Genomic DNA, 26,496 nt, shown 5'->3' on the forward strand with positions numbered 1-26,496 from the left:
TGCCTACAACTTAGGCTGCAAATCCATCCACGCCGCCAATCAGTGCAGTCGTGCCACCGATCATATCGACGTAAGTATCCAGATCGCTCGGCAGGGTAATTTTAACACTGTCCCCCAATCCGTTCACTGCACAGTCCATCGTCATGTTCAGAGTCATAGTCTGGCCTTCCGCAGTCATTGACATCTTCATAGCCAAGTTCATATTCTTCATATCGCCATTAGAAATGGTAACCTTGGAGGACACATTTTCAAACTTAATCTGCACATCCAAGCTGCTCATATCCATGCCCATGTTTGCCAGAACAGAATTGACCAGCGCGTTCATTCCGGAAGAAGAGTAGGTAACCGTCATGTCGCTGCCGGATTGGTCAATCGCCTCGATGAGGCAAAGCGGCTCGGAAGATTGCATGCCGGTCAAATCACCCATTTGCGACATCACATCTTCTACCGACATATCCATTTTGAACTTCTGGTCGCCCATGTTCACGTAGTACACGCCATCTGTGTAATAATACGCGATATCCTGAGTGATGGTAGTCGGCGCGCCTTGCTCGACCATCGATTCATCCACATTGATCTTTACCGTGCCGGTCATCGCAATCTTGGACTGGTCCATATTTTCCTGATTAGCATCCACCTTCATGTTAAGCGGCATTGTCAAATCCATGATCTTGGTATCGCCCATCGTCACATCCGCCGCGATGTTTGCGGTCATATCCATTTTCGTTGCATCATTCATCTTGGAGGATGCATCCGTATAGGAAGCATAGCGGTCAAAGAACGTCAGCAGGCCGCTTGCTTTATTCGCGTCAACCGCTCCGTCATCCACCAGCTTCTTCAGCAGTACGGAGTTCTCATCGCCCTTCACCGGTGTATCCAGTGCTGTCAGGCTCATGGCCGCAACGTGATCGCGCAGGAAATTATCCTGATCGCAGTTTGCGTAATCTACCAGACCGAGCGATTCGCCAAACGATACTGCCTGCGCATAAGTAAAGTCACCGCCCGCCGTATCGCTGTACCCCAAAGCACGCAGCAAGAATGTCGTATACATCTGCGCAGAGCATCCCTCTTCCGGCTCAAACGTGGTCGCTGTCGCGCCCGTCGTCAGACCGTTATCATACAGATACTGTACATACGGCTTTTCCCAACCGGCCAGATCGGTAAACGGCGCAGTATAATCCAGTTTTTTCGCTTCCTCTTCCTTGCCCAGCAGTCGAACCAGCATGGTTGCCGCTTCCGCACGAGTCGGCGCGCGATCCAACTCATAGCCCTGTGCCGTTCCCTGGAACAGGCCCAGATCCTTAAGCTGATCCGCGCAGTGGTCATAATTAGCCGCACCTGCGGTTGCCATCAGGCTGGCAGCCGCAACAGCCGCAACCAAAGCAATCCTGAACTTACTTTTCATAGAGTTACCTCCTTTTATTGACAGTGGCGTACACTGTGGTTTGTTTTATTCTACCATTTTAAGTTGACAAAGTAAATAGGATTTCGGAAGAATACGATGCACAATACTGCAATATTACCCCAAAAGAAGAGAGGTGCTTCATTCCAGCACCTCTCTTCATCCAGTACGCATTTTATTCGTTCCGCCGTGATTACTCCACGCGGAGCTTTTCGACCAGTGCCTCATCCGGCGTTACATAAGCAGTCTGGTACACATGATAAATTACCATACCCGGTTTTGCACCTGCCGGCTTCTTCACCTGCCGCACCGGTGTGTAATCCACCGGCACCCGCGATGACTGCCGCGCCTTGGAGTGATATGCGGCAATCATTGCAGCCTCTGTCATCGCCTGATCGGTGGGTTCCCGCCCATCCGTAACCAGAATCACATGTGAGCCGTGAATTTTTTGCGTATGGAACCAAATATCACTCTTAAACGCGGTTTTAAGCGTGAGCAAATCGTTTTGCAGGTTGTTCTTTCCGGCAAACACTTCAAAACCGTCGCTCGTACGATAGTGGAAAGGCTTAGCCTGAACAGGTTTTGCGCGCAGCTTCTTGTTACGCGTCTGCTTATTGGAGAGAATGCCTGTCTGTGTCAGTTCCTCACGCAGCTGAGACAGGTCACGCTCACTTTCCGCCTCTCCCAACGCAACCAAAACACTTTCCAGGTAGTCCAAATCGGCCTTGCCCTGCTCAATCTGCTGTGTCAGCACGGTCTCCGCTGTTTTCGCCTTATTATATAGTTTGAAATACCGCTGCGCATTTTGCTGCGGCGTCAGACGCACATCTAGCGTGATTTGAACTTCCGGGCAGTCTTCAGCGTAGTAATCCACCACAGTCGCCTTGTTCATGCCTTTTTCCAGTTGGTACAGGTTTGCGGTAATCAGATCGCCCACGCGCTTATACTGCTCGCGGTTCTGCGTCGCATCCAGTTCCTTCTGCTGCGCTGCTAGTTTACGCGCCAGACGGTCGCGCGCATTGGTAACCGTCTTATGCAAGTCGGCTGATCGACGCGACATACGCTCTATTTTTCCCTTTTTCTCATAGAACGCCGCAAGCAGTGCAGAAAAACTGTCCATCTGCGAAACAGTCATCAACCCTTCATACTGCGTCACCGGCAGAAAAGTAAAATCAAATACCGCACCATTTTCCGCTTTGGTGAGCAAAAACGGTTTCCAGCGTTTTTCCTGCACATAGGTGATAAAATCATCATACACCTGCCCTAGGCGTTCCTTCTGCGCATCCGACGTTGTACCGATCCGTACCGCGGCATCTCCGGTCGCACGATAACTTAGTTCTCGGCACAGCAGCGGTGAAAAGCCCAAAAGCTGACCGAGCAGGAAGCGGTCAAGTGTCTGTTCCCCATCCGCCTGCGCGACCGCAGCAGCCAGCCCCGCACCGGACAGAGTGAACGGATCATGCTTATCCTGCGCGGGCGGCATACGATAAAATAAGCCGGGCAGCACCTGTCGTTTGCCAGACAAATCGCCGTCGATACGGCGCATGGCATCAATAATGCGATTGTCCTCACCGCACAAAATAACATTCGAGTGTTTGCCCATCAGCTCGCAGATCAGATGCTTTTTGCAGGGTACACCCATTTCATCGGTTGTGTCCAGCTCAATTGTCAGCATGCGCTCGACCGACGGCTGCACAATCGCCGCAATCTTTGCACCCTGAACATGCTTGCGCAGCAACATACAGAACATCGGCGGCGCCGCCGGATTCTCACGCGCCGCGTCTATGAAATGCACGCGCGCCGCACCCGCCGCAATCGAAACCAACAGGCGTTTTGCGCCTCCCTGCCCTCTCGTTTGCAGCACAACCTCATCACGGTCAGGCTGATAGACTTTTTCCACGCGACAGCCCGCCAGCGTCTCATTTAATTCATGCGTCACTGCCCCAAGGCAAATGGCATCTAATGGCATATTGAACCTTCCTTAAACAAATTGGATACAGTCGGCATGTCGTTCGGAAACCATGGTCCGCACCTGTGGGAACGCGCCGACAATCTGCTCCGCAAATACTGCGGCAATCGGGTTTTCTGTCGGGAAATGCCCCGCGTCAACCAGTGTCAACCCCAAAGACTGCGCACGCTGCATCAAATCATAGCTGCAATCTCCGATAACAAACGCATCCGCACCCTTTGCCAGCGCATCATCCATCATCTTACCGCAAGCACCGCCGCCAACTGCGACGCGGTGAATGGTATGACCGCCGTCACAAAAGCGAACACCACCCGCACGCAGGCATTCCTTTACATATACGGCAAACTCCTGCGGCTGCATCTCACGCGGCAAGTCCCCCACGCGACCAAGCATCCGGTTGTCCCCCGCTTCCATGTTGACCACATTCGTCAGAAACAATGCAGCGGCCAGTGCATCATTTACGCCGCCCCACGCACTGTCCGCATTGGTATGCATACAAATGAGCGCAATATCATGCTTGATTGCCGCACGCAGCACACGCCCGGTCGCATCGTCCGTCGTCACGCGGCTGACCGAGGTGAAAATCGCCGGATGATGCGCGACAATCAGCTGTGCACCACGCGCCACCGCTTCCTCCACCACCTGTTCGGTGATATCCAACGCACACAGCGCGGCCGTCACCGTCTGATTGCGGTCGCCGCACAGCAGCCCTACATTATCCCAATGCTCTGCCAGCTCCGGCGGCGCGAACCCTTCCAGAAACGTTAAAATATCCTGTACCGTACTCATTGCAATCCCTCCAATGCTCGTTTAATTTCTAAAACCAACCGACGCTGCATATCCAGACGAGCTGTATCCAATGTGCTTGCTTGTTCCATGCCTTCTAACGCCCGTTTTTCGCGCGTCAGCAATGCCTGCAAATACGTCTTCGCTCCATCCGCTTGCAGCAAGGCGGGAGAAAATGCGCACCGCCAAAGCGGAAACTCCTTTTTCTCTGCGCCACCACGTACAGACAGCACCACATACTGTCGCCGATCCTCCCGGCACAGTGTTTCGCGCTCAATGGCATAGCCATGCGCCCATAGCCATTGGCGCAGCTCGTAGACCATGGTCATCGGCTGCAACAGCAGCAAATGATGACCCTGCGCGCACCAAGGCGCAGCCGCCAATATTTCCGCGATAGTCTGTCCACCCATGCCGGCGATGCTGACCGTATCACACTCCTCCGGCTGCACAGCATCCAAACCTGAGGCCAACCGCAGGGAAAGAGAAACGCCATGATCCGCCGCATTACGCGCCGCATGTGCCAGCGGGCCTTCTCCGATATCCGATCCAATTGCGGCCGCAATTCTTCCTTCCAGCAGCAAGGACACCGGCAGTTTGCCGTGGTCAGTGCCGATATCCGCCAGTCTTGCACCCTGCGGGACAAGCGATGTCAGACAGGCAAGCCGCGGCGTTAAAACCATACTTTCCATATTTCACCCAAAAAAACAGAGCCGGCGTTTGCCGGCCCCGGTTTTGCTCTTATTCGCCCAGAAAAGCGTTCAGCTTTGCAACCAGCTCGTCTGCATTGGTGCCGTGTACCATGCAAGCCTCCTCAATGCTTTCGCCCTGCGATGCCGGGCAGCCGAGGCAATGCATGCCAATTTCCATGAAAAACTTTGCCGTATCCAGATTGCGGTTGAGCACCTCACCAATCGTGGTCTTTTTCGTAATCGCAGCCATAATAGACCTCCATATATCTTTGTTTGTTACCAGTATACCGCAAAGATGCACATATTTCAATCACAAATACAAAAAATTCACCGTTTCCTGCGGTTTTCAGCAGATGCAAAAAGGGTGTCCGGCAACAACCGGACACCCTTCTGTTAACTATTCTCAGCCCTGCTCGCGCATCTTCGCGAAGCACTCGCTGCAATATACCGGACGGTCAGACTTGGGTTCAAACGGAACACGAGCCTCGCCGCCGCAAGCAGCACAGGTAGCGGTGAAATACTCACGCGGGCCGCGGGCCGCGTTCTTGCGTGCATCGCGGCAAGCCTTGCAGCGCTGCGGCTCATTCTGGAAACCGCGCTCTGCGTAGAACTCCTGCTCGCCTGCGGTGAACACAAATTCCTTACCGCATTCCTTGCATACTAAAGTCTTGTCTTCGTACATGGTTTTTACCTCTCTTTGATACCGTTCCCTCGGGAAACTGAAATTATATGCGCACAGGCTTTCCCGCCTGCAAACGCCTATTGGGGTTTGATAGCTGCCGATTTTCGCTTAATGCGCTGGATGGCATTATCCACAGACTTGATCGGTTTTTGCAGCGCTTCCGACATCTCCTCATAGGATAAGCCGTCCAGAAACAATGTCAAAACCCTCGCCTCGAATTCAGACAACAGCGAGTAAAGCTGACGAATCAACTCTTCTCTCTCCTCGTTGCCGATCACCAGCGATTCTGGATCACCAATCGGTGCCGTAACCCGGGTGTGCGATTCCGCAAGGTCCTCAAACAGAGGTCGATCGATTGACACGGAACGATTCAGCGGATCATGCTTGAGTGAAGAAGCGGCGCGCACAGCGGAAAAAATCTTCCGCATCACACACAGCTTTGCAAAGGCGCCAAAAGGTGCCCCCTTTGACTCGTCATACTCACGCATTGCCTTCATCAGTCCAAGCATACCCTCCTGTATCAAATCCTCTGCATCCGCCCCCACCAGAAAATAAGGGCGCGCACAGGTTTTCACCAAGCGGGTATATCGTTTGACCAAATTCTCCGCCGCCGAACCGTCTCCCTGCTGTGCCATACGACATAGCACTTCGTCGGACAACGGCGTGGATGAAAGCATTTTATAACCATTTCTCATGTCAAGACTCATTATATGCGATACTTCTGGAAATGTCAAGAAAATTTTGTGAATTCTACTGTTTTGCCTTAAAATAACCTATTCATTTTTGTGATGATTGCCTAATACCCCTGTATTTATTCAACTGTGACCGATTTTGCCAGATTTCGCGGCTTATCGACATCGCAATTTCGCTCCACCGCTACATAGTATGCCAAAAGCTGCATCGGAATAATCGAAAGCGAGGCAGAAAATTCATACAAGCACTTCGGCAGGCGAATAATATGCTGGCAAACCGATTCATCCCCGGTAAAGTCATCGGTTGTCACAAGCACCACCACGGCACCGCGGGACACAACCTCACGAATATTAGAAACGGTTTTTTCAAACAGGGCGGGCTGCGTCGCCAACGCGACAACCAGTGTCCCCTCTTCAATCAACGATATCGTGCCGTGCTTCAACTCGCCCGCCGCATACGCTTCCGAGTGAATATACGAAATCTCCTTGAGCTTAAGCGATGCTTCAAGCGCTGCCGCATAGTCCAATCCACGTCCCAAGAAGAATACGCTCGGACGGTTGGCGTACAGCGTAGCGATGCGCTGCATATCCTCCTGACACTCAAGCGCCTTCTCGATGCAGGCAGGCAGACGCTGCAATTCCGCACACAACGCACGCTCATCGCCAATGGAAATCAGGCCGCGCGTACGGGCAATCTTTACGGAAATGAGATACAGTGCAGACAACTGTGCGGAATACGCCTTGGTCGTTGCCACCGAAATTTCCGGTCCTGCCCATGTGTACAGCACGCCATCCGCTTCACGCGCAATGGTAGAGGATACGACATTGACAATTGCAATGGTAAACGCCCCCGCCTGCTTGGCCATACGCATGGCAGCAAGCGTATCCGCAGTCTCACCCGACTGGCTGATGACAATGCACAAATCCTTTTTTCCGATAATTGGATTCTCATAACGGAACTCGGAAGCGACCTCTGCAGTGCAGCGGATGCGGCACATCGCCTCAATCACGCGCTTACCTACCATGCCTGCGTGCAGCGCCGAACCACAGCCAACGATATGAATATTTTCAATATCCCGCAGACGCTCATCAGTCAAGCCGTTATCCTCAAACACAACTGCATTGTTCTGAATGCGCGGATTTACCGTATCCGCTACCGCCTTCGGCTGCTCCATAATCTCCTTGAGCATGAAATGCTGATAGCCGCCTTTTTCCGCAGCGGACATATCCCAGCTCACGGTCTGCACGGTTTTTTCCACCACGTCACCAAACTCATTCATCACAACAACGCTGTCCGGCCGAACAATGGCAACCTCGTTATCATCCAGAATAATATAATTTTTGGTGCGTCCGATAATTGCAGTAATATCGGATGCAATCATATTCTCGCCTTCACCTACGCCGATAATGAGCGGATTGTCGCGCCGTGCAGCAACGATTTCCTCCGGGTTATCCATCGACACCACACCCAAAGCATACGAGCCACGGATGCGCTGCACCGCATTGAGCACGGTTTTCGCAAGGTCTTCCTGCTTGCCCGTATGCAGATAGTCTACCAGATGCGCGACCGTCTCTGTATCGGTCTCCGACTGGAAGGTATAGCCGTGCGCTTCCAACCGCTCACGCAGTTCCTTATAATTTTCAATAATACCGTTATGGACAACCGCCACCTTGCCCCTGCCGTCTCGTCCGCCCAAATGCGGATGCGAGTTACGGTCGGACGGCTCGCCGTGCGTTGCCCAACGGGTATGTCCAATGCCGCAAGTGCAGTACAGGTCACCCTCTTCGCGGATTTTTTCCTCCAGATTTGCAATACGTCCGCGTGTTTTAACCACGCGCAGACCATCCTTTGTAAACGCTGCGATACCCGCAGAATCATATCCGCGGTATTCCAAACTGTAAAGTCCTTTAATCAAAATCGGCAGCGCATTTTCACGTCCCGTAAAACCGACAATTCCACACATAAAAGTAAATCCTCCAAAAAAGAAGCTGAATTTTTAAAAAAAGGTATAAAAATAGTGCGTTATGCATAACCGCTCTGTCCGCACAGTCGCCCGCGCGTTTTAACAGTCTGCTTACGACCAACCCACTCATGGCCGAAGGGCACCCGCCGAAACCTTCGATGAACCCTTTCCTCGTCAACTGCGATACCGGCTGCACCGCAGTTCTGGCGCTTTGTCTGCTATTCACTTGTCAGCATACGCTCTCACCTTCCTTCAACAAACAAGGTGGATGTGAAAACCACATCCACCCCTGTTGGCTCTTTCTTATTATACGACAGACTCGATGACTTTAGCAACCCTTTTTGCCAAAGTATCCACCTGCTCGCTGTTTTTACCTTCCACCATCACACGGACCAGCGCCTCCGTACCGGACGGACGCACAAGAATACGACCGTTTTCAGCCAGTTCCGCCGACGCTTCGTCAATCGCTGCCTTGACCTCCGGCATCTCCTGTAACGTTGCTTTCTTATCGTTGGGCACCTTGACATTGATCATCAGCTGCGGCCACGGCACGACTTCCGCCGCGATTTCCGAGCACTTCTTGCCGCTCGCCTTAAGAATCGACATAAACTGCAGCGCAGTCAGTTCGCCGTCACCCGTCGAAGCATACTCCAGGAAAATTACATGGCCAGACTGCTCGCCCCCCAGAATATACCCCTTCTGCAGCATCATTTCCAGCACGTATCGATCGCCTACATTGGAGCACTCGATACGCATGCCATTCTTTTCCGCATAGGCATGCAGGCCCATGTTGGACAGCACTGTCGCTACGAACGCGCCGCCGCGCAGCTTGCCCTCTTTCTTCATGTGCGCCGCGCATACCGCCATAATACGGTCGCCATCCAGTTCTTCGCCGGTCTCGTCGACAATCAGGCAGCGATCAGCATCGCCATCAAAGGCAACACCCAAGTCAAAATCACCGTTACGCACACGCTTTTTCAACTGTTCCAAATGCGTCGAACCGCAGTTATCGTTGATGTTGATACCGTCCGGCTCATAGAAGCGGATTTCCGCCTTGCACTCAACCAGACGCATCAGGCGCTCAACCGTGGTAGAAGATGCACCGTTTGCACAGTCCACCGCCACACGCAATCCAGACAGATCGCCCTTGATGGTTTCCGCCAGATGGTCGGTGTATTCCACCACCGGATCAATCTTGCTTTTAATCACGCGGCCCAGCTTTTCATGGGTCATCTTCGGAATAGACTCAAAATCGTCTATAAGATCTTCGATCTTCGCCTCGGTTGCATCCGGCAGCTTATAGCCGTTGCCCGCAAAAATCTTGATACCGTTATACTCGAAAGAGTTGTGGCTTGCCGAAATGACAATACCGGCATCCGCTTTATGCTTGATGGTCAGAAATGCCACCGCCGGCGTTGGAATGACGCCAAGCAGCTCCACATCCGCACCGACCGAACAAATACCGGCCACCAGCGCATTCTCCAGCATATCCGAAGAAATACGAGTATCCTTACCGATCAGCAGCTTAGCCTTACCAGTGTGCGTTGCCTCCTGCGTCAGCGCATAGGCAGCCGCAGCGCCGATCTTAAAGGCCAGCAATGCATCCAATTCCAGATTTGCCACGCCACGAACGCCGTCTGTTCCGAAATATCTACCCAATACAAAACACCTAACTTTCTTATTTTTAACGACAGTTTTACAGCATCTGCTGTCCATCCGCCGGTTCCATATGCATATGACGATAAGCCTGCACCGTGACGCATCGTCCGCGTGGGGTGCGGCTGAGAAAACCGATCTGCATCAGATACGGCTCATAAACATCTTCCAGGGTAATCGCTTCTTCGCCGATCGTTGCAGCCAGCGTATCCAGCCCAACCGGGCCTCCCCCGTAATTGAGCATGATGCTTTTGAGCATCCGCCGATCCACATTATCCAGCCCAAGCTCGTCAATCTCAAGCGCGCGCAGCGCCATATCCGCACTTGCCTTATCTATTGTGCCCGTGCCACGCACCTGCGCAAAATCGCGCACACGGCGCAGCAGACGGTTGGCGATACGCGGTGTACCGCGGCTGCGGCGCGCAATCTCAAAGGCGCCCTCATGCCCGCACGGCACATTTAGGATGCCTGCCGAACGCTCTACAATCTGACAAAGCTCCTCCGACGAATACAGCTCCAAACGAAGCATAACACCGAAACGGTCACGTAAAGGACTGGTCATCTGTCCCGCTCGTGTGGTCGCACCGATAAGCGTAAACCGCGGCAGGTCGATGCGAATCGAGCGGGCCGACGGCCCCTTGCCAATGATAATATCAAGCGCGTAATCCTCCATCGCGGGATAGAGAATTTCTTCCACCGCTCGGTCGAGGCGATGAATCTCATCGATAAACAAAATATCATTTTCCGAGAGATTTGTCAATAAAGCCGCCAAATCTCCCGCTTTTTCGATTGCCGGACCACTGGTAACGCGAATATTGACGCCCATCTCGCTGGCAATAATGCCTGCCAGCGTCGTCTTGCCGAGACCCGGCGGACCATATAGCAGTGTATGGTCGAGCGATTCCCCACGCATCTTCGCCGCTTCAATATATACGCTTAAGTTTTCCTTCGCCTTGGTCTGGCCGACATAGTCCGCCATGGTTTTCGGGCGCAGCGAATTTTCGGTCTCATCCTCGGATAGCTGCCGCGTGGAAATAATTCGCTCGTCGTCCACCATCCCGCCGGAAAATTCTATACTCAAAGGAACACTCCCTTACTGTTTGACCAGCTTTTTCAGGCACTGACGGATGATTTCCTCCGCCGGCATCTGCGCGGTATCCAGCCCTTCCATCGCGCGAAGTGCCTCCGCCTGGCTGTATCCAAGCACCATCAGCGCCGCTACCGCCTCCTGCGTATGATTAACCCCGCCGGAAGTGGCTGCCGCAGCCGCCGGAGAAGCCGCCGATGCGGTTTCCAGCTGCTCTTTACTCATTTTATCCCGCAGCTCAAGCACAATACGCTGCGCAATCTTCTTACCGATACCAGGAGCCTGCATCAGCATCTTTTCGTCTCCGGTGATGATGGATAGCGCAAGCCTGTCCGGCGGCGCGACCGACAAAATGGACAGTGCTGCTTTCGGGCCGACACCGGATACACCGATCATCATTTTAAAGCACGATTGCTCCTCTTCATCGATAAAGCCATATAATTCAAAAATATCCTCACGTACATTCAAATAGGTGAGCAGACGCGCATGCGCGCCGATCTTCAGCTTGCCAATCGTGTTCTGCGACGCATGGCAGGCATAGCCCACACCCCCGCAGTCAATCACAGCAAGTCCCTGTTCGAGCACAGTAACCGTGCCATCTACATAATAAAACATTTACAGCAAACCCTCATATCGCATTGCCTGTCTGGAATGACCGTGACAAATGGCCAGCGCAAGCGCATCGGCCGCGTCGTCCGGCCGCGGCAGCTTGGTCAGATGCAGGATGCTTTTGGTCATCTCCATCATCTGCTTTTTTTCCGCATTACCATAACCGACCACTGCCATTTTCACCTGATTCGGCGTATAAGAAACCGGATGAAGGCCTTTTTGCGCCAGTGCAAGCAGGATCACTCCGCGCGCCTGCGCAACCTGAATACCGGTCGTGATGTTTTTGGAAAAGAACAGTTCCTCTATGGCGACTTCATCCGGATGAAAGGTGTCTACCAGCGTCCCGATATCATCGTATATCTCACACAGACGCAGATGCATCGGCATGCCGGGTTTAGTTGTCGCCGCGCCATACTGCACGGGCGTAAATTTCATATTGTTAAACCGAACCACGCCGTAACCGATGGTGCCGTACCCCGGATCAATGCCAAGAATCGTCATAAACCCAAACCTCTGCTTTGTAACTAGAGTATTTTACCATGAAACTGTGCAATATGCAACCCGATTTACCAAGCGCAGCATTCTCTCTGCAGAGCATGGTTTATCTTTCATCCAAGCCACCCCACGCCAGCAGATCCTCAATCGAATCTCGAGCACTTTCGATTGTCTGGAACATCTCTGATGAAATCATGTTTCCCGCTTCACCGGACAATGCACGCAGCGCGCGGTCAAAGCAGTCCGGTGTGTCCTGATATTTGCGCAGATACAAATCACAGCGCATGGCCGCGTGCACCAGCTGCGCACCAATCGGTACGGCAACCGGCTCCTGCGTCATAGGATAGCCTGACCCGTCATAATTCTTATGATGCCAGCGAATAACATCCGCACAGGTTTTCACAAACGGATGCGGCTTTTCACTTTCCAGCAAGGCACAGCCCATTTCCGTATGCCGCATATATGCCGTACGCCCTGGCTCCGGTTGCTCTGCCCCCAGAGCAATGACATCATCCGGAACTCCAATAAGGCCAATATCGCAGATCCGTGCAGCTTGCTTGACATATGCTGCCTGCAATTCCGTCAGACTGCCACTTGGATGCTGCAAACGCCATGCAGCCGCCAATCGCTCTGTCAAGCTCGGAACCGCTGGGCTGGGTGTCGCCCGAATACCGGTGCGGTATGCACATAGTGCAGAAATTTTTTTGCACCAACCATCAACCAACTGCGCTGCTTGTTCGGCAGATAACCGCTCCGGCAAACCATCCAGCAAGGAGATGTCCGCTTGGGCCGGAAGCTGCTCTTTTTCAGACACCTCTGTCGCAACCGTATCACGCTGATCCAAAATCGTCCCATTCTCCGGCCAGGACGAACGCACGATACTGCATACCCGCTCCTGCACAGAATGTGGGTCGACCGGTTTCACCAGAAAATCCACCGCACCATGTTCCACGCCGTTCATCACATTGTCTCGACTTGCATCTGATGTAATCAGAATAATGGGCAGCTGTGTTGTCAACGCATTGGTTTGCAGACGATGCAGCAGCGTAAATCCCGCACCCCGACGCCCCAGACAAATATCCACCAGAGCCGCGCAAATCCGCTCGGCATTCTTTTGAATAAAGGAAAGCGCCTGATTGGCCTCCTGACAGCATTCCACGCGAAAAATGCCCTTGAATATTTCGTTTAAAATGGCCAAATCCAGCTCTGAGTCATCTACAATCAACAATGTATCTCGTATCATATGCTTTCCTCCCAACGGTCATCCCATCAATCCGCCAAGACGGCATCCATCTGCCGCAACAGTTCGGACAGTTTTTCGCTTTCCACCTCGGCCTCCCGAAGCAGCCCTTCCAGCTTGCGCATGTGCTTGAAGCCGGAGGTACGGTACTCTACCAAAATCGCCTGTACGCACTCTGCCAGATTCTCTGCGGACAGGTTTGCCGCAGTCCCTTTCAGCGTATGTACCAGCATATAAAAGGTCTCGTCATCCTCCTGCTGCAGCGCCGTGCGGATTTCTCCAAAACGAAGCGCGTCCGGCAGACGACGAACAAACTTCAAAAACAAAGCCGTATTGCCCATAAAGCGACCTATAGCCTTTTGGGTATCAATGCCGGCCTCATCCAATTTTTTCAGAAAAACAGTTTGATCCATGATATTGCTTCTCCCTCGCAGTGAATTTATCCATGAAGCAGGAATCGGTTTTATTATACCGCAGAAAGGCAAAACGGGCAAGCCGCACAGGAAAATGCGGTAAAATTCTTCAGCCAGCCATTCTGATTTTCCTATTGAAGAATTGACAAATGCATGTCGGTGTCCCATACTGGCAATGGAGCATAAACCGGAAGGAGAAAATAGATGAGGCACCACAAAACAAAGCATCGTACCACGCTGCACAATTTATGGCTAAATGTCGTTTTTTTACTGTTTTTCGCCATTTTAACCATCTTCAGTCTGTATATGATGCGCGAAAAGCTGCTGCAAAACGCCCAGCAGTTCGGCACTTCCTTAACCCAAAACTACGCCGCCGAAGAGCAAAATCACATTGACACCTATAGCGCCATGATGAAGCTCGGAACACAGTATCTCGACCAGATGACCGAAAACAACGCCAGCGAACAGCAAATCCAAACATGGATTGAAAACTTTTTCCGCAAAATGCCGCAGGTGCTTGCAGACAACTCTGTGGACTTATATGCGGTTGTCGAAGGACACATCGTTGCCGCCAACCCATGGGAGGGCGATGCGTCTTATGATTTTCGTCAGACAGACTGGTACCGTATGGCAATGGAGGCAAACGGCGAAGTAGTCTTTACCCCCGCCTATCTGGATGTCATCACAGGAAAACAGGTCATCACCATTGCACAGAAAGCGCACAATTCCGATAATATGCTGCTGTTTGATGTATTCCCGGAAAATTTCCACACAACCGATGATATGCAGTCCCTGCCGGAGGGCAGTTCCTACTATTTGTGCGACCAGACAGGTACGCTTTTGTATGCGCACGAAACCGCTGCACATGAGGATACGCAGCTGCAGCCGTATGTGGACAGTCTGGTTCAGCGCATTAAAGAAGGCTCGCTCGATCCATATGACGCCAGCATCATAGGGCCGGACGGTAATCCATGCGGCGTCTATTACTATCAGATGAGCAACGGCTGGATCACCGTTTTGACCATCCCGTTCCGCACGGTACTGCGTGAGTTAACCGGGATTTACCGTCTTTTCCTGCTGCTCTCTTCCCTGTTTTTGATTGCCGCCTCGTTGCTTTCTATCCGTGATTATCGCTTGAACCGCAAGATACGTCGCACGGATGATACCGTCCGCGCACTCGGTAATCTGTATTATGCAATCTACCGCGTCAATTATAAAACAGGAATGTACGAGGCCATAAAATGCGCAAGCGATACCCGCCGGCAAATCAGCACAACGGGCCGCTATGCTGATTTATTGCAAACGATACAGAATGTCGTTGCACGCAGCACCTACGAAGAATTTGTCGACAGCTTTTCTCTGGAGAATATCCAACAGTTGGTACATGACCAAGTGACGGAATTTGGCGGAGATTATCTGCGCCGCTTTGAAAATGGGGAGCGCTGGGTCAATGTCAGCATTCTGTTTGACAAAGCATTTGCACAAGACGAAGTCGTACTTGCATTTCGTGAAGTCAACCGTGAAAAGACACAGCAGCTCGAACAGCTGGAGCTGCTGCAAAACGCACTGGAATCCTCCCACCGGAGCGAGGCAGATAAAAACGCATTTTTCAGCAACATGTCGCACGATATGCGCACACCGCTCAACGCCATTATCGGCCTATCCGAACTGGCGCAGCGAGATCTCAATGACCAAGACAAGCTGAAAACGCTGCTGGACAAAATTCTGTTTTCCGGTCAGCAATTACTACACCTTGTCAACGATGTTCTGGAAATCTCCCGCATGGAGCAAGGCCATATCTCCCTTGACTATCATCCAATCGACCTGCGGCAGTGTGTTGAAGACTGCGTGGAAATCTTCCGTCACCAAGCCAAAAAGGAGGAAAAGAACCTCTCGCTTGCATGTGATTTGCGCCACAGCATGGTATTAGGCGACGCTTCGCGCATCAGCCAAATTTTAAATAATCTGCTGTCCAACGCCTTCAAGTACAGTGAACCCGGGGCATCCATCACCGTCCGGCTGAACGAAAACAATTCCGACAAGCACAGCAGCTATGAGCTTTCGGTACAGGATACCGGCATCGGAATGTCCGAAGAGTTCCTCCAGCATGTTTTCGAGCCTTATGCGCGGGAAACCCGTTTCAGCGCGCGCTCTGTAGTCGGCACCGGATTGGGCATGGCGATTGTCCACAGCTTAGTTAAGCGTATGGACGGCGAAATCCGTGTTTCCAGCGAATTAGGGCATGGCAGCACCTTCACAGTCACACTGCCGTTGCAGACTGTCACGGAGTCGGAGACCTCCGCCAGCATGAAGCCGGCTGAATCACCCACGCAAAACGAATCATCCGCATTCGATCTGCGCGGAAAAAAGCTGCTGATTGCCGAAGACAACGAGATCAACATGGAAATCGCAACCGAAATCCTGTCAATGCACGAAGTACAGGTTGTGCAGGCGTGGGACGGTCAACAGGCCGTGGAGATTTTTTCCGCATCGCAGCTGCACGAATTTGACGCCATTTTGATGGATATGCAAATGCCGAATATGGACGGCTGTCAGGCAGCGCACACAATCCGCACGTTGGACCGTGCAGATGCAGCGACCATTCCCATCATCGCTGTCACCGCCAATGCCTTTCCGGAAGATATTGCGAAAACGCAGGCTGCCGGTATGAATGCCCATATTGTCAAGCCCATTGACTTTACGGTTTTGTGTCAACTACTGCAAGCCCTGACCTGAAACCTTGCGTTCTGCAATCAAAAAGGGACGGTAAAACCCGTCCCTTTTTCATGTCAGTTTTTCTGATTGCGAATGCGTTCCGCTGCAAGCAAAATCCCTACTTTTCCTGAAGAGTAGGTCAAGCCACCCTGCATGTAACACACATACGGTTCGCGCATGGGCGCATCCGCAGACAGTTCGATTGACGCACCCTGCACAAACGCACCTGCCGCCATAATAACCGGATCGTCATATCCCGGCATTGCCCACGGTTCCGGCGTAACAAACGAATCGACCGGTGCGCCGGCTTGAATGCCTTCACAAAAGCGGCACAGCGGCTCGGGACTTCCAAACGCAATCGTCTGAATAATATCATACCGCGGCTCCTCCGCCTTGGGACTGACATCATAACCCAGCAGCTCCATTACCTTGGCGCAGAAAATTGCAGTCTTGAGCGCCTGTGCCGTCGTATGCGGTGCCATGAACAGACCCTGATACAGCAGGCGGTTCTGGCCCATGGTACAGCCGCATTCACCGCCGATGCCCGGTGCGGTCAGTTTATAAGAAGCATTTTCCACCAGATCCGCACGTCCTGCAATATAGCCGCCTGTCGGCGCCAAACCACCGCCCGGATTTTTGATGAGCGAACCCGCGATTAGGTCTGCCCCGACCTGCGTCGGCTCAATATCCTCCACGAACTCGCCATAACAGTTATCCACCATAATTGCAGCATCCGGATTGACCTGACGCACGGTTTTACAGATTTCTCCGATTTCTGCACAGGACAGCGTTTTTCGCACAGCATAACCACGGCTGCGCTGGATAAATACCAGTTTCACACTCTGGTCCTGTGCCGCCTGCGTGATGGCTGGCAAGTCAGGCATACCGTTTACCAAGTCCACCTGCTTATAGCCAATCCCATAATTTTTCATGCTGCCGCAGTAATCTCCCGTGATGGTATTCTGCAGCGTATCATACGCCGGACCGGTCACAGAAAGCACTGTATCCCCCGCCTTCACCGCGGAGAACATTGCACAGGACAGCGCATGTGTGCCGTTGACAAAACCAATGCGCACCAACGCCGCTTCCGTGCCGAAAATATCTGCGTAGATACGGTCAAGCGTATCCCGACCATGGTCGTCATAGCCATAACCGGTTGTGCCCGCGAACAGGTTGTCGGACACACGGTTTTTCGCAAACGCTGCAAGCACTTTTTCCGTATTTCGGTCGCACACCTCTTCAATCCGCGCAAAATACGGCATGATTTCGCGCTCGGCCTGTTGACCGAGCGCGCGAATTTCTTCCGATATTTGTAACTTATTCATCATCCTGTGTATTTTCTCCCAATAGCTTTTGACCGTTCGGCAACACAAACAGCGTTTCCTCCGGCTGTTCGGTTTTCAGATTACTCACCACGACCTGGCGCACCAGAGTTTCACTCTGATAAAAAGCAGCCTTTTTCAGCAAGCCGGAGGCTGCGGAAACATAGTATACGCAGCGGTATCCTTCCTGCTCAAACTGGACCATAATGCACGGCTCATTATCGATATCCTGCCGGCCTGCGCTGGATAGAACCACGCCTTCATCCAGCACATCTTCATAAGTGGGCAGCATCGCCGCAGAGTCATCCGAAAACTCGCCCCATGTCCCCTTGTAAAAGGTGGTGCTGCCGTTCTCCCACGTATATGCAGTATCTCCTGCACGCAGCAACGTGCTTTGCACCGCTCCCGCTTCGGTCAACCAATCGGTACGAACCAGATTATCCCGCATGTACTGATGACAGCGAAGCGTAGACGAGCCGCCGGTATAATACAGCGTATTCTCGATAACACAGCTGTACGCCTCCGGCCGTGTCAAGGAAGCGATGACCTTTTGCGCGTTATCCGGTCCAATGGTAACGTCTGCCACGCTTTGCGCCGTCAGCAACTGACTGCCGGAACTGACGGTCGGCGTATTCTCCGCGCCGCTTTGCAGCACAATACCGGTGTCCTTTCGATGCAGCACACCGGATGAGAGCACATAGCTTAAGAACAGCAGTCCTACCAACACCGCCGCACCGATTGCCGCAACCATTGGCGTCGACAGGTTTTTATACGGCTTCATGGTGCAAACGGAGCCGGCCCATCCGACCGCAAGCCGAAATAATGTTCAATTGCCTGCAAAATACGTGCAGAAGTCTTACCGTCGCCATACGGATTGACTGCATGCGCCATCGCTGCATATGCATCCGGATCGTCAAACAACTCGCGCGCCAAACGGACAATATTCGCCTGCTCTACACCTGCCAACTTAACCGTTCCCGCCTCAATAGCCTCCGGACGTTCGGTTTCACGGCGCAGCACAAGCACCGGTTTACCCAAGCTGGGCGCCTCTTCCTGCAAGCCGCCCGAATCGGTCATAATCAGATAGCAGCGCGCCATCAGATTGTGCATCTCATCCACCGCCAGCGGATGAATCAGATGCACGCGCTCGTTTCCGCCTAAAAACTTTTCCGCCGTCTCACGCACATACGGGCTGAGGTGCACCGGATATACAAAGTGTACATCCGGATACGCTGCCGACAGTTCCGCAATCGCACGGCAAATGTTTTCCATCGGCTCGCCATAGTTCTCACGACGATGCGCGGTAACGAGAACCACACGGTTATTTTTAAAATCCAGCGTTTTAAGCTGTTCATCACGGAACACAAAATCAGGCTGAACGGTGATATGAATCGCATCAACCACCGTATTACCGACCACGCTCACGCCCTCCGTAATGGCTTCACGTGCAAGATTGTCTCGGTTGCGCGGCGTCGGCGCAAAGTGCAGCGTTGCAATCTGGCCGGTCAGCTTGCGATTCATCTCTTCCGGAAACGGAGAATATTTGTCATATGTGCGCAAGCCAGCCTCCACATGGCCCACCGGGATTTTGTGATAAAACGCAGCAAGCGCACCGGCAAACGTCGTGGACGTATCGCCATGTACGAGCACGATATCCGGCTTGGCCTGCTCCAGCACCTCATCCAAGCCATGCAGACTCTTTTCCGTAATCAGCGCCAGCGTCTGACGCGGCTGCATGATATTCAGGTCATAATCCGGCTTGATATGAAAAATGTCCAGCACCTGATCGAGCATCTCACGATGCTGCGCCGTTACACATACGATAGACTCGGTATTCTCATTCTGCTCCAGCGCATGCACCAGCGGTGCCATTTTAATGGCCTCCGGCCGTGTGCCGAATACCGTCATCACCTTAATCTTGCTCATATTCCTTATCCTCCGGTACCGTATTTTCTACCTCTGTCGACTGCGCAGTCTGGTTTAAGTCTTGTTCTTCGTGCGGTATCTCCTCATGCTCGGTCGGGTGCTTTGCCCAATGCTCCGCCCCATAAATGATGCAGGCACCAACCAGAATTGCCGCCAGCACCGCCAGCAGCAGAACAATCGCCTTCACCTCGCCCGACGAGGTTAACACCACCGCTGTCAAACCAAGGGTTGCGCTGATGGCGTACAAAATCGCAACCGCTTGTTTCTGGTTAAACCCCATATCGATCAGTTTATGATGCACGTGTCCGCGATCCGGGCTCATCGGACTGCGCCCTGCCGCCACACGACGGATAATCGCGTTAGCTGTATCGAAAATCGGCAGACCAAGAATCAAAAACGGCACCGCGAATGAAATGACCGCATAAAATTTGAACAACCCCATAATGGATACCGTGGCCAGCATGTATCCTAAAAATGTCGATCCGGTATCCCCCATAAAAATCTTGGCGGGGTTGAGATTATACGGCATAAAACCGATACACGCGCCTGCCAATGCTGCCATTGTCACCGCAATAGTCATATTGCCGGTCAAAAGCGCAACTGCCAGCATGGTAATCGCTGCGATCGAGGATACACCAACCGCAAGGCCGTCCAGTCCGTCGATCAGATTCACCGCGTTGGTAATACCGACAATCCAGATGATGGTGATCGGAATCGCCAGAATTCCCAAATGAAAATACGGCGTATCCGAAAAAGGATTTAAATTGGTAAACAGCTTGATCTGCAAATCACCAACACAAACCGGGATAGCAGCGGCCACAATCTGCACCACAAACTTCAGTTTCGCACCCAGTGCCAGCACATCGTCAAAAATGCCCAGCGCGACAATTATAGATGCGCCCAGCAGCACACAGAGCATGGTCTGGTCCAATTCTCCAAAAATCAGGATGGAAGCCAGAAACCCGCCGAATATTGCCAGACCGCCCAAACGAGGAATCGGCTCCTTGTGCATACGGCGGTTGTCCTTCGGCACATCAATCGCCCCCACCTTATGGGCGAACTGCTTGACAGGTGGCGTGAAAAAATACGACAATACACCTGCAACAACAAATGCAGCCAAAATCACACCACTTACAATATATTCAGGCATTATTTTTTCCCCTTAAAGACGGTATTCAACGTCCTACAAAGCCAACCTTCCGGTAAACCTTGCTCAGCGTCTTGCGCGCCAAATAAGACGCTTTCTGCGCGCCCTCAGTATAGACCTGCTCCAAATAATCCTTGTTGCGCAGCAGATCCTCTGTCTTTTCACGGATGGGACGCAGCAGCTCTACCACCGCTTCGCCAACTGCTGGCTTGAATTCGCCATAACCCTTGCCTGCAAATTCCGCTTCCACTTCTGCAATGGACTTGCCGGTCGCTACGGCATAAATCTGAATCAGATTGGACACGCCCGGCTTTCCGACCGGATCCATCACGATGCGGGAATCCGAATCGGTAACCGCGCGCTTGAACTTGCGCATGATGTCCTCCGGCTTATCCATCAGCAGAATAAATCCGTTGGAATTTTCATCCGACTTACTCATTTTTTTCTCCGGATCGGACAGGCTCATGATCTTCGCGCCCTCTCCCGCCTTGGGATAGCGGCCTTCTGGAATCGTGAAGGTGTCCGGGAACAAACCGTTAAAACGATTTGCGATGTTTCGGCAAATCTCAATATGCTGGCTCTGATCCACGCCAACCGGAACCAGATTGGTCTGGTACAGCAGAATATCTGCCGCCATCAGCACCGGATAAGTGAACAGTCCAACATTCACATTATCCGCATGCTTTGCGGATTTATCCTTAAACTGCGTCATGCGGGATGCTTCCCCGAACATGGTAAAGCAGTTGAGCACCCAAGCCAGCTCTGCATGAGCCGGGACATGGCTCTGGATAAACAAAATGCTCTTTTCCGGGTCCAAACCACAGGCAATGTACTGCGCCAGAACTTCCAGCGTTGCGCGGCGCAAAGCTGCCGGATCCTGTCGGACCGTAATCGCGTGCATATCAACCACACAATAAATGCAGTTATAATCCTCCTGCAAAAGCGGAAAATTGCGAATTGCGCCAAGATAATTGCCCAATGTCAGCTTACCGGAGGGCTGCACACCGGAAAAAATTGTTTGCTTCTGGTTTTCGCTCATAGCTATGACTTCCCTTACTCAATGGATTGTGATTCTTTGGTACGAAGCAAACCACCCCATACTTATCAGTAATCATACCATATTTCCCGTTTTCTTGCAACGAATTTTATTGTTTTCCCCTTCGGTTTGTCTTTTACTCCCGACTCCTTTGAGGGACTGGCATTGGGCTTTTTCTGTATATTTTTCTGTTTAGCATGGTAAAATTTCCAGATAGCGATTGTGTTTTTTGCAAAAACGTGGTACAGTAACTTCACTACAACAAGGAGGACATCTTTTATGCAATTCACTTTTGCCCATAATAACTATAATGTACGCGATCTCGATCGTTCACTCGCTTTTTATAAGGAAGCGCTTGGCTTGAACGAAGTCCGCCGCATCAACGCGGACGATGGCAGCTATGTCATTGTTTATCTCAGCGACGGTGTTTCCAAGCACCAGCTTGAACTGACTTGGCTGCGGGATTGGGAACGTCCCTACAATTTGGGCGACAACGAATTCCATCTGGCTTTTGTTGTGGATGATTATCCCGCCGCGTACCGCAAACATCAGGAGATGGGCTGCATCTGTTTTGAAAACCCGGCAATGGGAATTTATTTTATTTCCGATCCGGACGGCTATTGGCTGGAAATCGTTCCCGGCAAATGATATGCTCCTGCGGCGTGAACATAAGGAAAACAAGGAGGTCGCCGTCATGCTGGCGGCCTCTTATTTTGCCATAAGCGCCCGGCGCTATACTTTTTGAATCCCTCTTAATATGCGCGAAAGGAATGAATGTACCTTTGAACCCATATCTGGATTTATTTTTGACCTTTGCCCGCATCGGCGTCTGCACCTTTGGCGGCGGCTATGCCATGCTGCCGATTTTACAGCTTGAAGTGGTGGAAAAACGCGCATGGACAACCGAAGATGAGCTGATGGATTATTATGCAATCGGCCAGTGCACCCCCGGCGTCATTGCCGTCAATACCGCCACTTTCATCGGCTATAAGCGGCGCGGCATTTTGGGTGCCATCTGCGCTACTGCCGGAGTGGTATTCCCCTCTCTGGTCATTATCATCATCATTGCCGCGTTCATTCAGCAATTCGCCCACTTGCAGATTGTGCAAAACGCTTTTTCCGGTGTGCGCATTGCAGTATGTGCGCTGGTCGTACAATCCGTTTGGAAATTGGCAAAGAAAAGCGTTGTGGACATGCCGACAGCGCTGATTCTTCTGATTACCTTTGCTGCGGTTGCCTTTTTCGGCGTTTCTCCCGTGATTATGGTCGTCTTTTCCGGTGCTGCGGGCATTCTACTCGGACTTCTTCGGAGGCGGCGCGCATGATTTTTTTACAGCTTTTTTGGGAGTTTTTCAAAACCGGTCTTTTTTCCATCGGCGGCGGCTTGGCTACCCTTCCGTTTCTTCAGGATATTGCACAGAATTACCCTTGGTTCACCTCCAGCGACCTGCTGGATATGATTGCGGTTTCCGAGTCCACCCCCGGCCCTATGGGCGTCAACTCCGCCACCTACGCCGGTTTTCGGGCTGCTGGTATCCTCGGCTCGTTGACTGCAACCTTCTCACTGGTTCTGCCATCGGTCATTGTCATTGTCCTCATAGCCCGTGCACTGACCCGATTCCGTGATTCTTCTTTGGTGCAGGATGGCTTTTACGGTTTACGCCCCGCCTCTGCCGGCCTGATTTTCGGCGCCATGCTCGAAGTCTTTGCCTCTTCCCTGTTTCACACAGAACTGTGGAACGGACTATCCAGCATTGTGTCCGTGCTCAATGTCCCGGCTATCACTTTTTTTATCGTCTTATCGTTTGCGATTTGGAAATTCTCTAAAATCCATCCCATCGTTTTCATTGGTGTGGGCGCGCTTTTTGGTATATTGTTTGATTTTTAAAAAATATGCGGCAGGAACCGATAGGCTCCTGCCGCGTTTTCTTTTCTCTCTTTTCTACCGTGCCAAATAGTCTTCCACTACATCCCGAAAATGTACAGCCGCAACGCCATTTTCTTGCAGAAAGGCCGCCAGCACAGTTGTTTCTTCTAAAGAAGATGCAATATCCTCAAGACTGTCAATTTGTTCCTTCTCCCCTATGACAGCGATTCCATATTGCTCTCTGTCATCTGACTTACCCTTTGTTACCACATAGCGAACCACTTTTATCACCCCCTGTTTTACTTTCCGCATAGTTTTCGATCCGCTTGCCCATCTTTCCTATATCTTCATTTCCACCATGATGCTTTTTTATCTGCAAGCACCATGCCCCCTTTGGATCGTCTTTCTCATTCATTTTACGCGCAAACGCTTCATGTATTTGTCGAATCCGGCCGAACAAAAGATAAAATAATTACCGCAGACGACTTGACATCTGCGGTAATTGATTATTCTGCCAAAGTTTGTTCGATCAAATTGCATGCATCCTCAATACAGCCGTCACAGGAACGGCGTACTCTGCCGTCCGTGACGCCCTTAAGCTCCCGGCACAGATAGGTTTCGTTCTTCTCCTTAAAAGCCATTGCCAGCGCCTTTGTCGTCTTATAAGTTTGGCCCTTGGTCGCGCCCGGATACTCTGTCCCCTTGCTGCCTCGCAAACCAGCCAGCATAAATGCTGCCGACAAGGCGCCGCAAACTTCCATCAATCCCATACCTAAACCGAATCCTTCCGCAACTCGATATGCGGTTTCCTCATCCAAACCAAACTGGTCGCAATACGCACAAGCCACAGCCTGCGCACAGTTATAACCTTGCTCATGCAGGCGCTGTGCCCGCTCCGCCCGTTCTGTCATAAAACAAATTTCCTTTCGTTCTTTTAGTATTCTACTTGTGTGAAATAGTACATAATCGCATTATACTGTGCACGCGCCTCCGCCTGCCAGTCTTCCTCGCTGTCAATGAATTTCTGATCTTCCTCATTGTCAATGAAACAGAATTCACTTGTCACCGCCGGAATAAACAGGGACGCTGCAATGCGATTGGTATAATAATAGTCTCCGTTACTGCCTTCCTTGAACACAACCTGTCGAATGGGAATTCCTAAGGTATCGTATTCCTCCAGCAACGCTTCACCCAGAATTTTGCTTGGGCCTCCGGTTTTATCCGCAATCTGTGCAAGTACCTCCGCACCGCGTGCCGTCGTATTGGCTGCGTTATGATGGATACTGAAGAACAGATCTGCAGACACCGCATTTTGCTCCATCACAGTGCCGCGCAACGATAGTGAGCTGCCGTCTTCCATCGTATCACGTACCATAATCACGTTGACGCCGGCATCCTCCAAATAGGATTGCAGATATTGCGCCACATACAGATTCACGTGTTTTTCATCCAGCGACATATCTGCATTATGCGCACCGATATCACTTCCACCATGTCCTGCATCCAGAATAACCGTCATTTTCCCATCCAAATGCGAGGTGCGAGGCGGTTCTACCGGGTCCTCCGGTTCGCCCTGACTGGCGTCGTAATCCCCGATTCGCGTCAAATAATCCGCACTGCAATATCTCCCGGTGCCTGCACTGGTATCCATCAGATGTGCCCAGCCCTTTTCCATGCTGTCCACTACGATTTCATCACCGTTTTGCAAACGTCCCACGATACTGTAGCTCGTACCCGGGCCGGAACGGACTGACAAGGACGAATCCACCTTCACTCGATAAACGCCTGTCACAAACGGTTCTTCCGGCTCCTCCGGCTCTTCCGGTTCCGCGTCGTCTCCGTAATCCTTTATCCGGGTCAAATAGTCCGCACTGCAATACCCGCTGGTATTTTTGATATGCGCCCAACCGTTTTTCATTTCATCTACAATGATCTGTGCTCCGTTGGACAACTGGCCGACAACCCCATAGCTTGTCCCCGGACCGGAGCGAATCGACAGCGTCGAATCCACTTTCACCTGATAAATCCCCGTTACAAACGGCTCATCCGGTTTTTCCGGTTCCGGCTCCGGCTCCGGTTCTGGCTGAGGCGCCGACGGCGTTTTAATCTGAACGGTCTGTGTTGTACTTTCATAGGCGGCAGTAAAGCCAATAGCGGAGGATACATCTGCAATTTTATAATAGTTATTGCCGTTGATGTTGTATCCCTTGATGGAAACCCCACTGCCATCCAACAGCACTTTTGACGTGGACTCCTGCACCCGCAGGGAGGTCGTTGATGCCACTGTCATTTCCCCGCCGACAACCGTATAGGCCTGCCCAGAAATCAGGTTGACCGCATTCTTGGCACTGTCCCACGTAACATTAAACGATATAGTTGTGCCGTTAAGCAAATAAGCCAAATCCCGCAGCTTAAAATAATTATATCCGTCAATATTATACGCCTGCGGATTGACTGCTTCGCCATTCACCTGCACATGATGCGTGGAAGGCACAATTTTTAACGTGCTTGCCCGTGCTACCGGCAAATCCGTCTCTGTCGATGCCTGCTCCTCTGGCTGCACCTCCGACGAAAGCATTATCTCAGTTTCATCTGCAAGCGCCGTCTGCGGCAGTTCCGCCGCTCCTGCACCTGAAATCGATATGTAAATGGCCGCGCACAGTAACGCGATAATTCGCTTGAAACGCATGTGAAACCTCCGTGCCGTCCCGTGTGAATATGTGCTTATATAGAATGTATTTTATCACGAAACCGCCCGAAATTCAATGCTATCTGTCGGAAAGCGGGGCATTTGTAATA

Annotated in this window: 27 protein-coding genes; 4 read left to right on the plus strand and 23 right to left on the minus strand. The window is 51.8% G+C overall.

The window, feature by feature from the left end; translation table 11 throughout:
* Nucleotides 1-10: 10 nt before the first annotated feature.
* From ACESSO_RS00505 to ACESSO_RS00570, 14 genes are all read right to left on the minus strand, one after another.
* On the minus strand, nucleotides 11-1,405 hold the full coding sequence (locus ACESSO_RS00505; RefSeq protein ID WP_373163047.1) for an S-layer homology domain-containing protein: 1,395 nt from the start codon (nucleotides 1,403-1,405) through the stop codon (nucleotides 11-13).
* Between the two features lie 190 nt (nucleotides 1,406-1,595).
* Entirely contained in the window at nucleotides 1,596-3,371 is a 1,776-nt protein-coding gene (locus ACESSO_RS00510; RefSeq protein WP_373163050.1) for an NFACT family protein, read from the minus strand.
* 12 nt (nucleotides 3,372-3,383) lie between these two features.
* Nucleotides 3,384-4,160, minus strand: a complete 777-nt coding sequence (locus ACESSO_RS00515; protein WP_373163051.1) for a Nif3-like dinuclear metal center hexameric protein — start codon at nucleotides 4,158-4,160, stop codon at nucleotides 3,384-3,386.
* Nucleotides 4,157-4,846 carry a tRNA (adenine(22)-N(1))-methyltransferase TrmK gene (locus ACESSO_RS00520; protein ID WP_373163053.1) on the minus strand — a complete coding sequence of 230 codons (690 nt, stop codon included), beginning with the start codon at nucleotides 4,844-4,846 and terminating at the stop codon, nucleotides 4,157-4,159. Before ACESSO_RS00520 ends, ACESSO_RS00515 begins: the two co-directional genes overlap by 4 nt.
* A gap of 49 nt (nucleotides 4,847-4,895) precedes the next feature.
* On the minus strand, nucleotides 4,896-5,096 hold the full coding sequence (locus tag ACESSO_RS00525) for a DUF1858 domain-containing protein (protein ID WP_125114563.1): 201 nt from the start codon (nucleotides 5,094-5,096) through the stop codon (nucleotides 4,896-4,898).
* A 153-nt stretch (nucleotides 5,097-5,249) separates the two neighbouring features.
* Nucleotides 5,250-5,528 carry a zinc-ribbon domain containing protein gene (locus tag ACESSO_RS00530; protein WP_125114564.1) on the minus strand — a complete coding sequence of 93 codons (279 nt, stop codon included), beginning with the start codon at nucleotides 5,526-5,528 and terminating at the stop codon, nucleotides 5,250-5,252.
* A 77-nt stretch (nucleotides 5,529-5,605) separates the two neighbouring features.
* Nucleotides 5,606-6,223 carry a sigma-70 family RNA polymerase sigma factor gene (locus ACESSO_RS00535; RefSeq protein ID WP_373163056.1) on the minus strand — a complete coding sequence of 206 codons (618 nt, stop codon included), beginning with the start codon at nucleotides 6,221-6,223 and terminating at the stop codon, nucleotides 5,606-5,608.
* Nucleotides 6,224-6,339: 116 nt separating this feature from the next.
* Complete coding sequence (gene glmS, locus ACESSO_RS00540; protein ID WP_373163058.1) at nucleotides 6,340-8,184, minus strand: glutamine--fructose-6-phosphate transaminase (isomerizing); 1,845 nt, start codon at nucleotides 8,182-8,184, stop codon at nucleotides 6,340-6,342.
* Between the two features lie 306 nt (nucleotides 8,185-8,490).
* Nucleotides 8,491-9,843 (minus strand): phosphoglucosamine mutase, encoded by a 1,353-nt coding sequence (gene glmM, locus ACESSO_RS00545; protein WP_373163060.1) that lies wholly within the window; start codon nucleotides 9,841-9,843, stop codon nucleotides 8,491-8,493.
* Between the two features lie 37 nt (nucleotides 9,844-9,880).
* Nucleotides 9,881-10,921 (minus strand): Holliday junction branch migration DNA helicase RuvB, encoded by a 1,041-nt coding sequence (gene ruvB, locus ACESSO_RS00550; RefSeq protein WP_373163062.1) that lies wholly within the window; start codon nucleotides 10,919-10,921, stop codon nucleotides 9,881-9,883.
* A 12-nt stretch (nucleotides 10,922-10,933) separates the two neighbouring features.
* Complete coding sequence (ruvA, locus tag ACESSO_RS00555; protein ID WP_373163064.1) at nucleotides 10,934-11,542, minus strand: Holliday junction branch migration protein RuvA; 609 nt, start codon at nucleotides 11,540-11,542, stop codon at nucleotides 10,934-10,936.
* Nucleotides 11,543-12,037 carry a crossover junction endodeoxyribonuclease RuvC gene (gene ruvC / locus ACESSO_RS00560; RefSeq protein ID WP_373163066.1) on the minus strand — a complete coding sequence of 165 codons (495 nt, stop codon included), beginning with the start codon at nucleotides 12,035-12,037 and terminating at the stop codon, nucleotides 11,543-11,545.
* 100 nt (nucleotides 12,038-12,137) lie between these two features.
* Complete coding sequence (locus ACESSO_RS00565) at nucleotides 12,138-13,274, minus strand: response regulator (RefSeq protein ID WP_373163068.1); 1,137 nt, start codon at nucleotides 13,272-13,274, stop codon at nucleotides 12,138-12,140.
* A 26-nt stretch (nucleotides 13,275-13,300) separates the two neighbouring features.
* A complete protein-coding gene (locus ACESSO_RS00570; RefSeq protein ID WP_373163070.1) occupies nucleotides 13,301-13,684 on the minus strand; it encodes an Hpt domain-containing protein in 384 nt (127 codons plus the stop codon).
* Between the two features lie 204 nt (nucleotides 13,685-13,888).
* Here ACESSO_RS00570 and ACESSO_RS00575 point away from each other — a divergent pair, with 204 nt between their 5' ends.
* Nucleotides 13,889-16,420, plus strand: a complete 2,532-nt coding sequence (locus ACESSO_RS00575) for an ATP-binding protein (protein WP_373163072.1) — start codon at nucleotides 13,889-13,891, stop codon at nucleotides 16,418-16,420.
* A gap of 53 nt (nucleotides 16,421-16,473) precedes the next feature.
* Here ACESSO_RS00575 and ACESSO_RS00580 read toward each other — a convergent pair whose 3' ends face one another.
* Genes ACESSO_RS00580 through trpS form a run of 5 tightly spaced genes read right to left on the minus strand, consistent with a single transcriptional unit; the run spans nucleotide 16,474 to nucleotide 21,833 of the window.
* Nucleotides 16,474-17,727, minus strand: a complete 1,254-nt coding sequence (locus ACESSO_RS00580; RefSeq protein ID WP_373163074.1) for an aminotransferase class I/II-fold pyridoxal phosphate-dependent enzyme — start codon at nucleotides 17,725-17,727, stop codon at nucleotides 16,474-16,476.
* A complete protein-coding gene (locus ACESSO_RS00585) occupies nucleotides 17,717-18,502 on the minus strand; it encodes a hypothetical protein (protein WP_373163076.1) in 786 nt (261 codons plus the stop codon). The genes ACESSO_RS00580 and ACESSO_RS00585 overlap by 11 nt, the downstream gene beginning before the upstream one ends.
* Entirely contained in the window at nucleotides 18,499-19,647 is a 1,149-nt protein-coding gene (gene wecB / locus ACESSO_RS00590; protein ID WP_373163077.1) for a non-hydrolyzing UDP-N-acetylglucosamine 2-epimerase, read from the minus strand. The genes ACESSO_RS00585 and wecB overlap by 4 nt, the downstream gene beginning before the upstream one ends.
* The gene (locus tag ACESSO_RS00595; protein WP_373163079.1) at nucleotides 19,634-20,797 is read right to left on the minus strand and encodes an MraY family glycosyltransferase; all 1,164 of its coding nucleotides are present in this window, start codon (nucleotides 20,795-20,797) and stop codon (nucleotides 19,634-19,636) included. The genes wecB and ACESSO_RS00595 overlap by 14 nt, the downstream gene beginning before the upstream one ends.
* Before the next feature lie 25 nt (nucleotides 20,798-20,822).
* On the minus strand, nucleotides 20,823-21,833 hold the full coding sequence (trpS, locus tag ACESSO_RS00600) for a tryptophan--tRNA ligase (protein ID WP_373163081.1): 1,011 nt from the start codon (nucleotides 21,831-21,833) through the stop codon (nucleotides 20,823-20,825).
* Between the two features lie 276 nt (nucleotides 21,834-22,109).
* On the opposite strand from trpS, the gene ACESSO_RS00605 reads away from it, so the two are divergent.
* From ACESSO_RS00605 to ACESSO_RS00615, 3 genes are all read left to right on the plus strand, one after another.
* Nucleotides 22,110-22,478 carry a VOC family protein gene (locus ACESSO_RS00605; RefSeq protein WP_373163083.1) on the plus strand — a complete coding sequence of 123 codons (369 nt, stop codon included), beginning with the start codon at nucleotides 22,110-22,112 and terminating at the stop codon, nucleotides 22,476-22,478.
* Between the two features lie 122 nt (nucleotides 22,479-22,600).
* Nucleotides 22,601-23,155: a chromate transporter gene (locus ACESSO_RS00610; protein ID WP_373163085.1), complete on the plus strand. Its 555-nt coding sequence runs from the start codon at nucleotides 22,601-22,603 to the stop codon at nucleotides 23,153-23,155.
* Nucleotides 23,152-23,718, plus strand: coding sequence for a chromate transporter (locus ACESSO_RS00615; protein WP_373163087.1), 567 nt, complete (start codon nucleotides 23,152-23,154; stop codon nucleotides 23,716-23,718). Before ACESSO_RS00610 ends, ACESSO_RS00615 begins: the two co-directional genes overlap by 4 nt.
* 54 nt (nucleotides 23,719-23,772) lie before the next feature.
* Here ACESSO_RS00615 and ACESSO_RS00620 read toward each other — a convergent pair whose 3' ends face one another.
* The 4 genes from ACESSO_RS00620 to ACESSO_RS00635 form a co-directional block, all read right to left on the minus strand.
* Nucleotides 23,773-23,979: a DUF6514 family protein gene (locus ACESSO_RS00620; RefSeq protein ID WP_373163089.1), complete on the minus strand. Its 207-nt coding sequence runs from the start codon at nucleotides 23,977-23,979 to the stop codon at nucleotides 23,773-23,775.
* Nucleotides 23,951-24,112 carry a hypothetical protein gene (locus tag ACESSO_RS00625; protein ID WP_373163091.1) on the minus strand — a complete coding sequence of 54 codons (162 nt, stop codon included), beginning with the start codon at nucleotides 24,110-24,112 and terminating at the stop codon, nucleotides 23,951-23,953. Before ACESSO_RS00625 ends, ACESSO_RS00620 begins: the two co-directional genes overlap by 29 nt.
* Before the next feature lie 91 nt (nucleotides 24,113-24,203).
* A complete protein-coding gene (locus tag ACESSO_RS00630; RefSeq protein ID WP_373163093.1) occupies nucleotides 24,204-24,608 on the minus strand; it encodes a C-GCAxxG-C-C family protein in 405 nt (134 codons plus the stop codon).
* 23 nt (nucleotides 24,609-24,631) lie between these two features.
* Complete coding sequence (locus ACESSO_RS00635; RefSeq protein WP_373163095.1) at nucleotides 24,632-26,386, minus strand: N-acetylmuramoyl-L-alanine amidase; 1,755 nt, start codon at nucleotides 26,384-26,386, stop codon at nucleotides 24,632-24,634.
* Between the last annotated feature and the right edge of the window lie 110 nt (nucleotides 26,387-26,496).

The sequence above is a fragment of the Agathobaculum sp. Marseille-P7918 genome (assembly GCF_964248325.1).
In the GTDB taxonomy this organism is placed as follows: domain Bacteria; phylum Bacillota; class Clostridia; order Oscillospirales; family Butyricicoccaceae; genus Agathobaculum.

What these genes read in the sequence shown, in the direction of transcription:
- ACESSO_RS00510 (WP_373163050.1), bottom strand. Translation starts at nt 3,371, where the DNA reads ATGCCATTAGATGCCATTTGCCTTGGGGCAGTGACGCATGAATTAAAT.
- ACESSO_RS00525 (WP_125114563.1), bottom strand. Translation starts at nt 5,096, where the DNA reads ATGGCTGCGATTACGAAAAAGACCACGATTGGTGAGGTGCTCAACCGC.
- ACESSO_RS00615 (WP_373163087.1), top strand. Translation starts at nt 23,152, where the DNA reads ATGATTTTTTTACAGCTTTTTTGGGAGTTTTTCAAAACCGGTCTTTTT.
- glmS (WP_373163058.1), bottom strand. Translation starts at nt 8,184, where the DNA reads ATGTGTGGAATTGTCGGTTTTACGGGACGTGAAAATGCGCTGCCGATT.
- ACESSO_RS00595 (WP_373163079.1), bottom strand. Translation starts at nt 20,797, where the DNA reads ATGCCTGAATATATTGTAAGTGGTGTGATTTTGGCTGCATTTGTTGTT.
- ACESSO_RS00535 (WP_373163056.1), bottom strand. Translation starts at nt 6,223, where the DNA reads ATGAGAAATGGTTATAAAATGCTTTCATCCACGCCGTTGTCCGACGAA.
- ACESSO_RS00505 (WP_373163047.1), bottom strand. Translation starts at nt 1,405, where the DNA reads ATGAAAAGTAAGTTCAGGATTGCTTTGGTTGCGGCTGTTGCGGCTGCC.
- ACESSO_RS00630 (WP_373163093.1), bottom strand. Translation starts at nt 24,608, where the DNA reads ATGACAGAACGGGCGGAGCGGGCACAGCGCCTGCATGAGCAAGGTTAT.
- ACESSO_RS00520 (WP_373163053.1), bottom strand. Translation starts at nt 4,846, where the DNA reads ATGGAAAGTATGGTTTTAACGCCGCGGCTTGCCTGTCTGACATCGCTT.
- ACESSO_RS00585 (WP_373163076.1), bottom strand. Translation starts at nt 18,502, where the DNA reads ATGAAGCCGTATAAAAACCTGTCGACGCCAATGGTTGCGGCAATCGGT.
- trpS (WP_373163081.1), bottom strand. Translation starts at nt 21,833, where the DNA reads ATGAGCGAAAACCAGAAGCAAACAATTTTTTCCGGTGTGCAGCCCTCC.
- ACESSO_RS00515 (WP_373163051.1), bottom strand. Translation starts at nt 4,160, where the DNA reads ATGAGTACGGTACAGGATATTTTAACGTTTCTGGAAGGGTTCGCGCCG.
- ruvA (WP_373163064.1), bottom strand. Translation starts at nt 11,542, where the DNA reads ATGTTTTATTATGTAGATGGCACGGTTACTGTGCTCGAACAGGGACTT.
- wecB (WP_373163077.1), bottom strand. Translation starts at nt 19,647, where the DNA reads ATGAGCAAGATTAAGGTGATGACGGTATTCGGCACACGGCCGGAGGCC.
- ACESSO_RS00625 (WP_373163091.1), bottom strand. Translation starts at nt 24,112, where the DNA reads ATGAATGAGAAAGACGATCCAAAGGGGGCATGGTGCTTGCAGATAAAA.
- ruvC (WP_373163066.1), bottom strand. Translation starts at nt 12,037, where the DNA reads ATGACGATTCTTGGCATTGATCCGGGGTACGGCACCATCGGTTACGGC.
- ACESSO_RS00605 (WP_373163083.1), top strand. Translation starts at nt 22,110, where the DNA reads ATGCAATTCACTTTTGCCCATAATAACTATAATGTACGCGATCTCGAT.
- ACESSO_RS00580 (WP_373163074.1), bottom strand. Translation starts at nt 17,727, where the DNA reads ATGATGAATAAGTTACAAATATCGGAAGAAATTCGCGCGCTCGGTCAA.
- ACESSO_RS00635 (WP_373163095.1), bottom strand. Translation starts at nt 26,386, where the DNA reads ATGCGTTTCAAGCGAATTATCGCGTTACTGTGCGCGGCCATTTACATA.
- ACESSO_RS00565 (WP_373163068.1), bottom strand. Translation starts at nt 13,274, where the DNA reads ATGATACGAGATACATTGTTGATTGTAGATGACTCAGAGCTGGATTTG.
- ACESSO_RS00570 (WP_373163070.1), bottom strand. Translation starts at nt 13,684, where the DNA reads ATGGATCAAACTGTTTTTCTGAAAAAATTGGATGAGGCCGGCATTGAT.
- ACESSO_RS00530 (WP_125114564.1), bottom strand. Translation starts at nt 5,528, where the DNA reads ATGTACGAAGACAAGACTTTAGTATGCAAGGAATGCGGTAAGGAATTT.
- ACESSO_RS00610 (WP_373163085.1), top strand. Translation starts at nt 22,601, where the DNA reads ATGAATGTACCTTTGAACCCATATCTGGATTTATTTTTGACCTTTGCC.
- ACESSO_RS00575 (WP_373163072.1), top strand. Translation starts at nt 13,889, where the DNA reads ATGAGGCACCACAAAACAAAGCATCGTACCACGCTGCACAATTTATGG.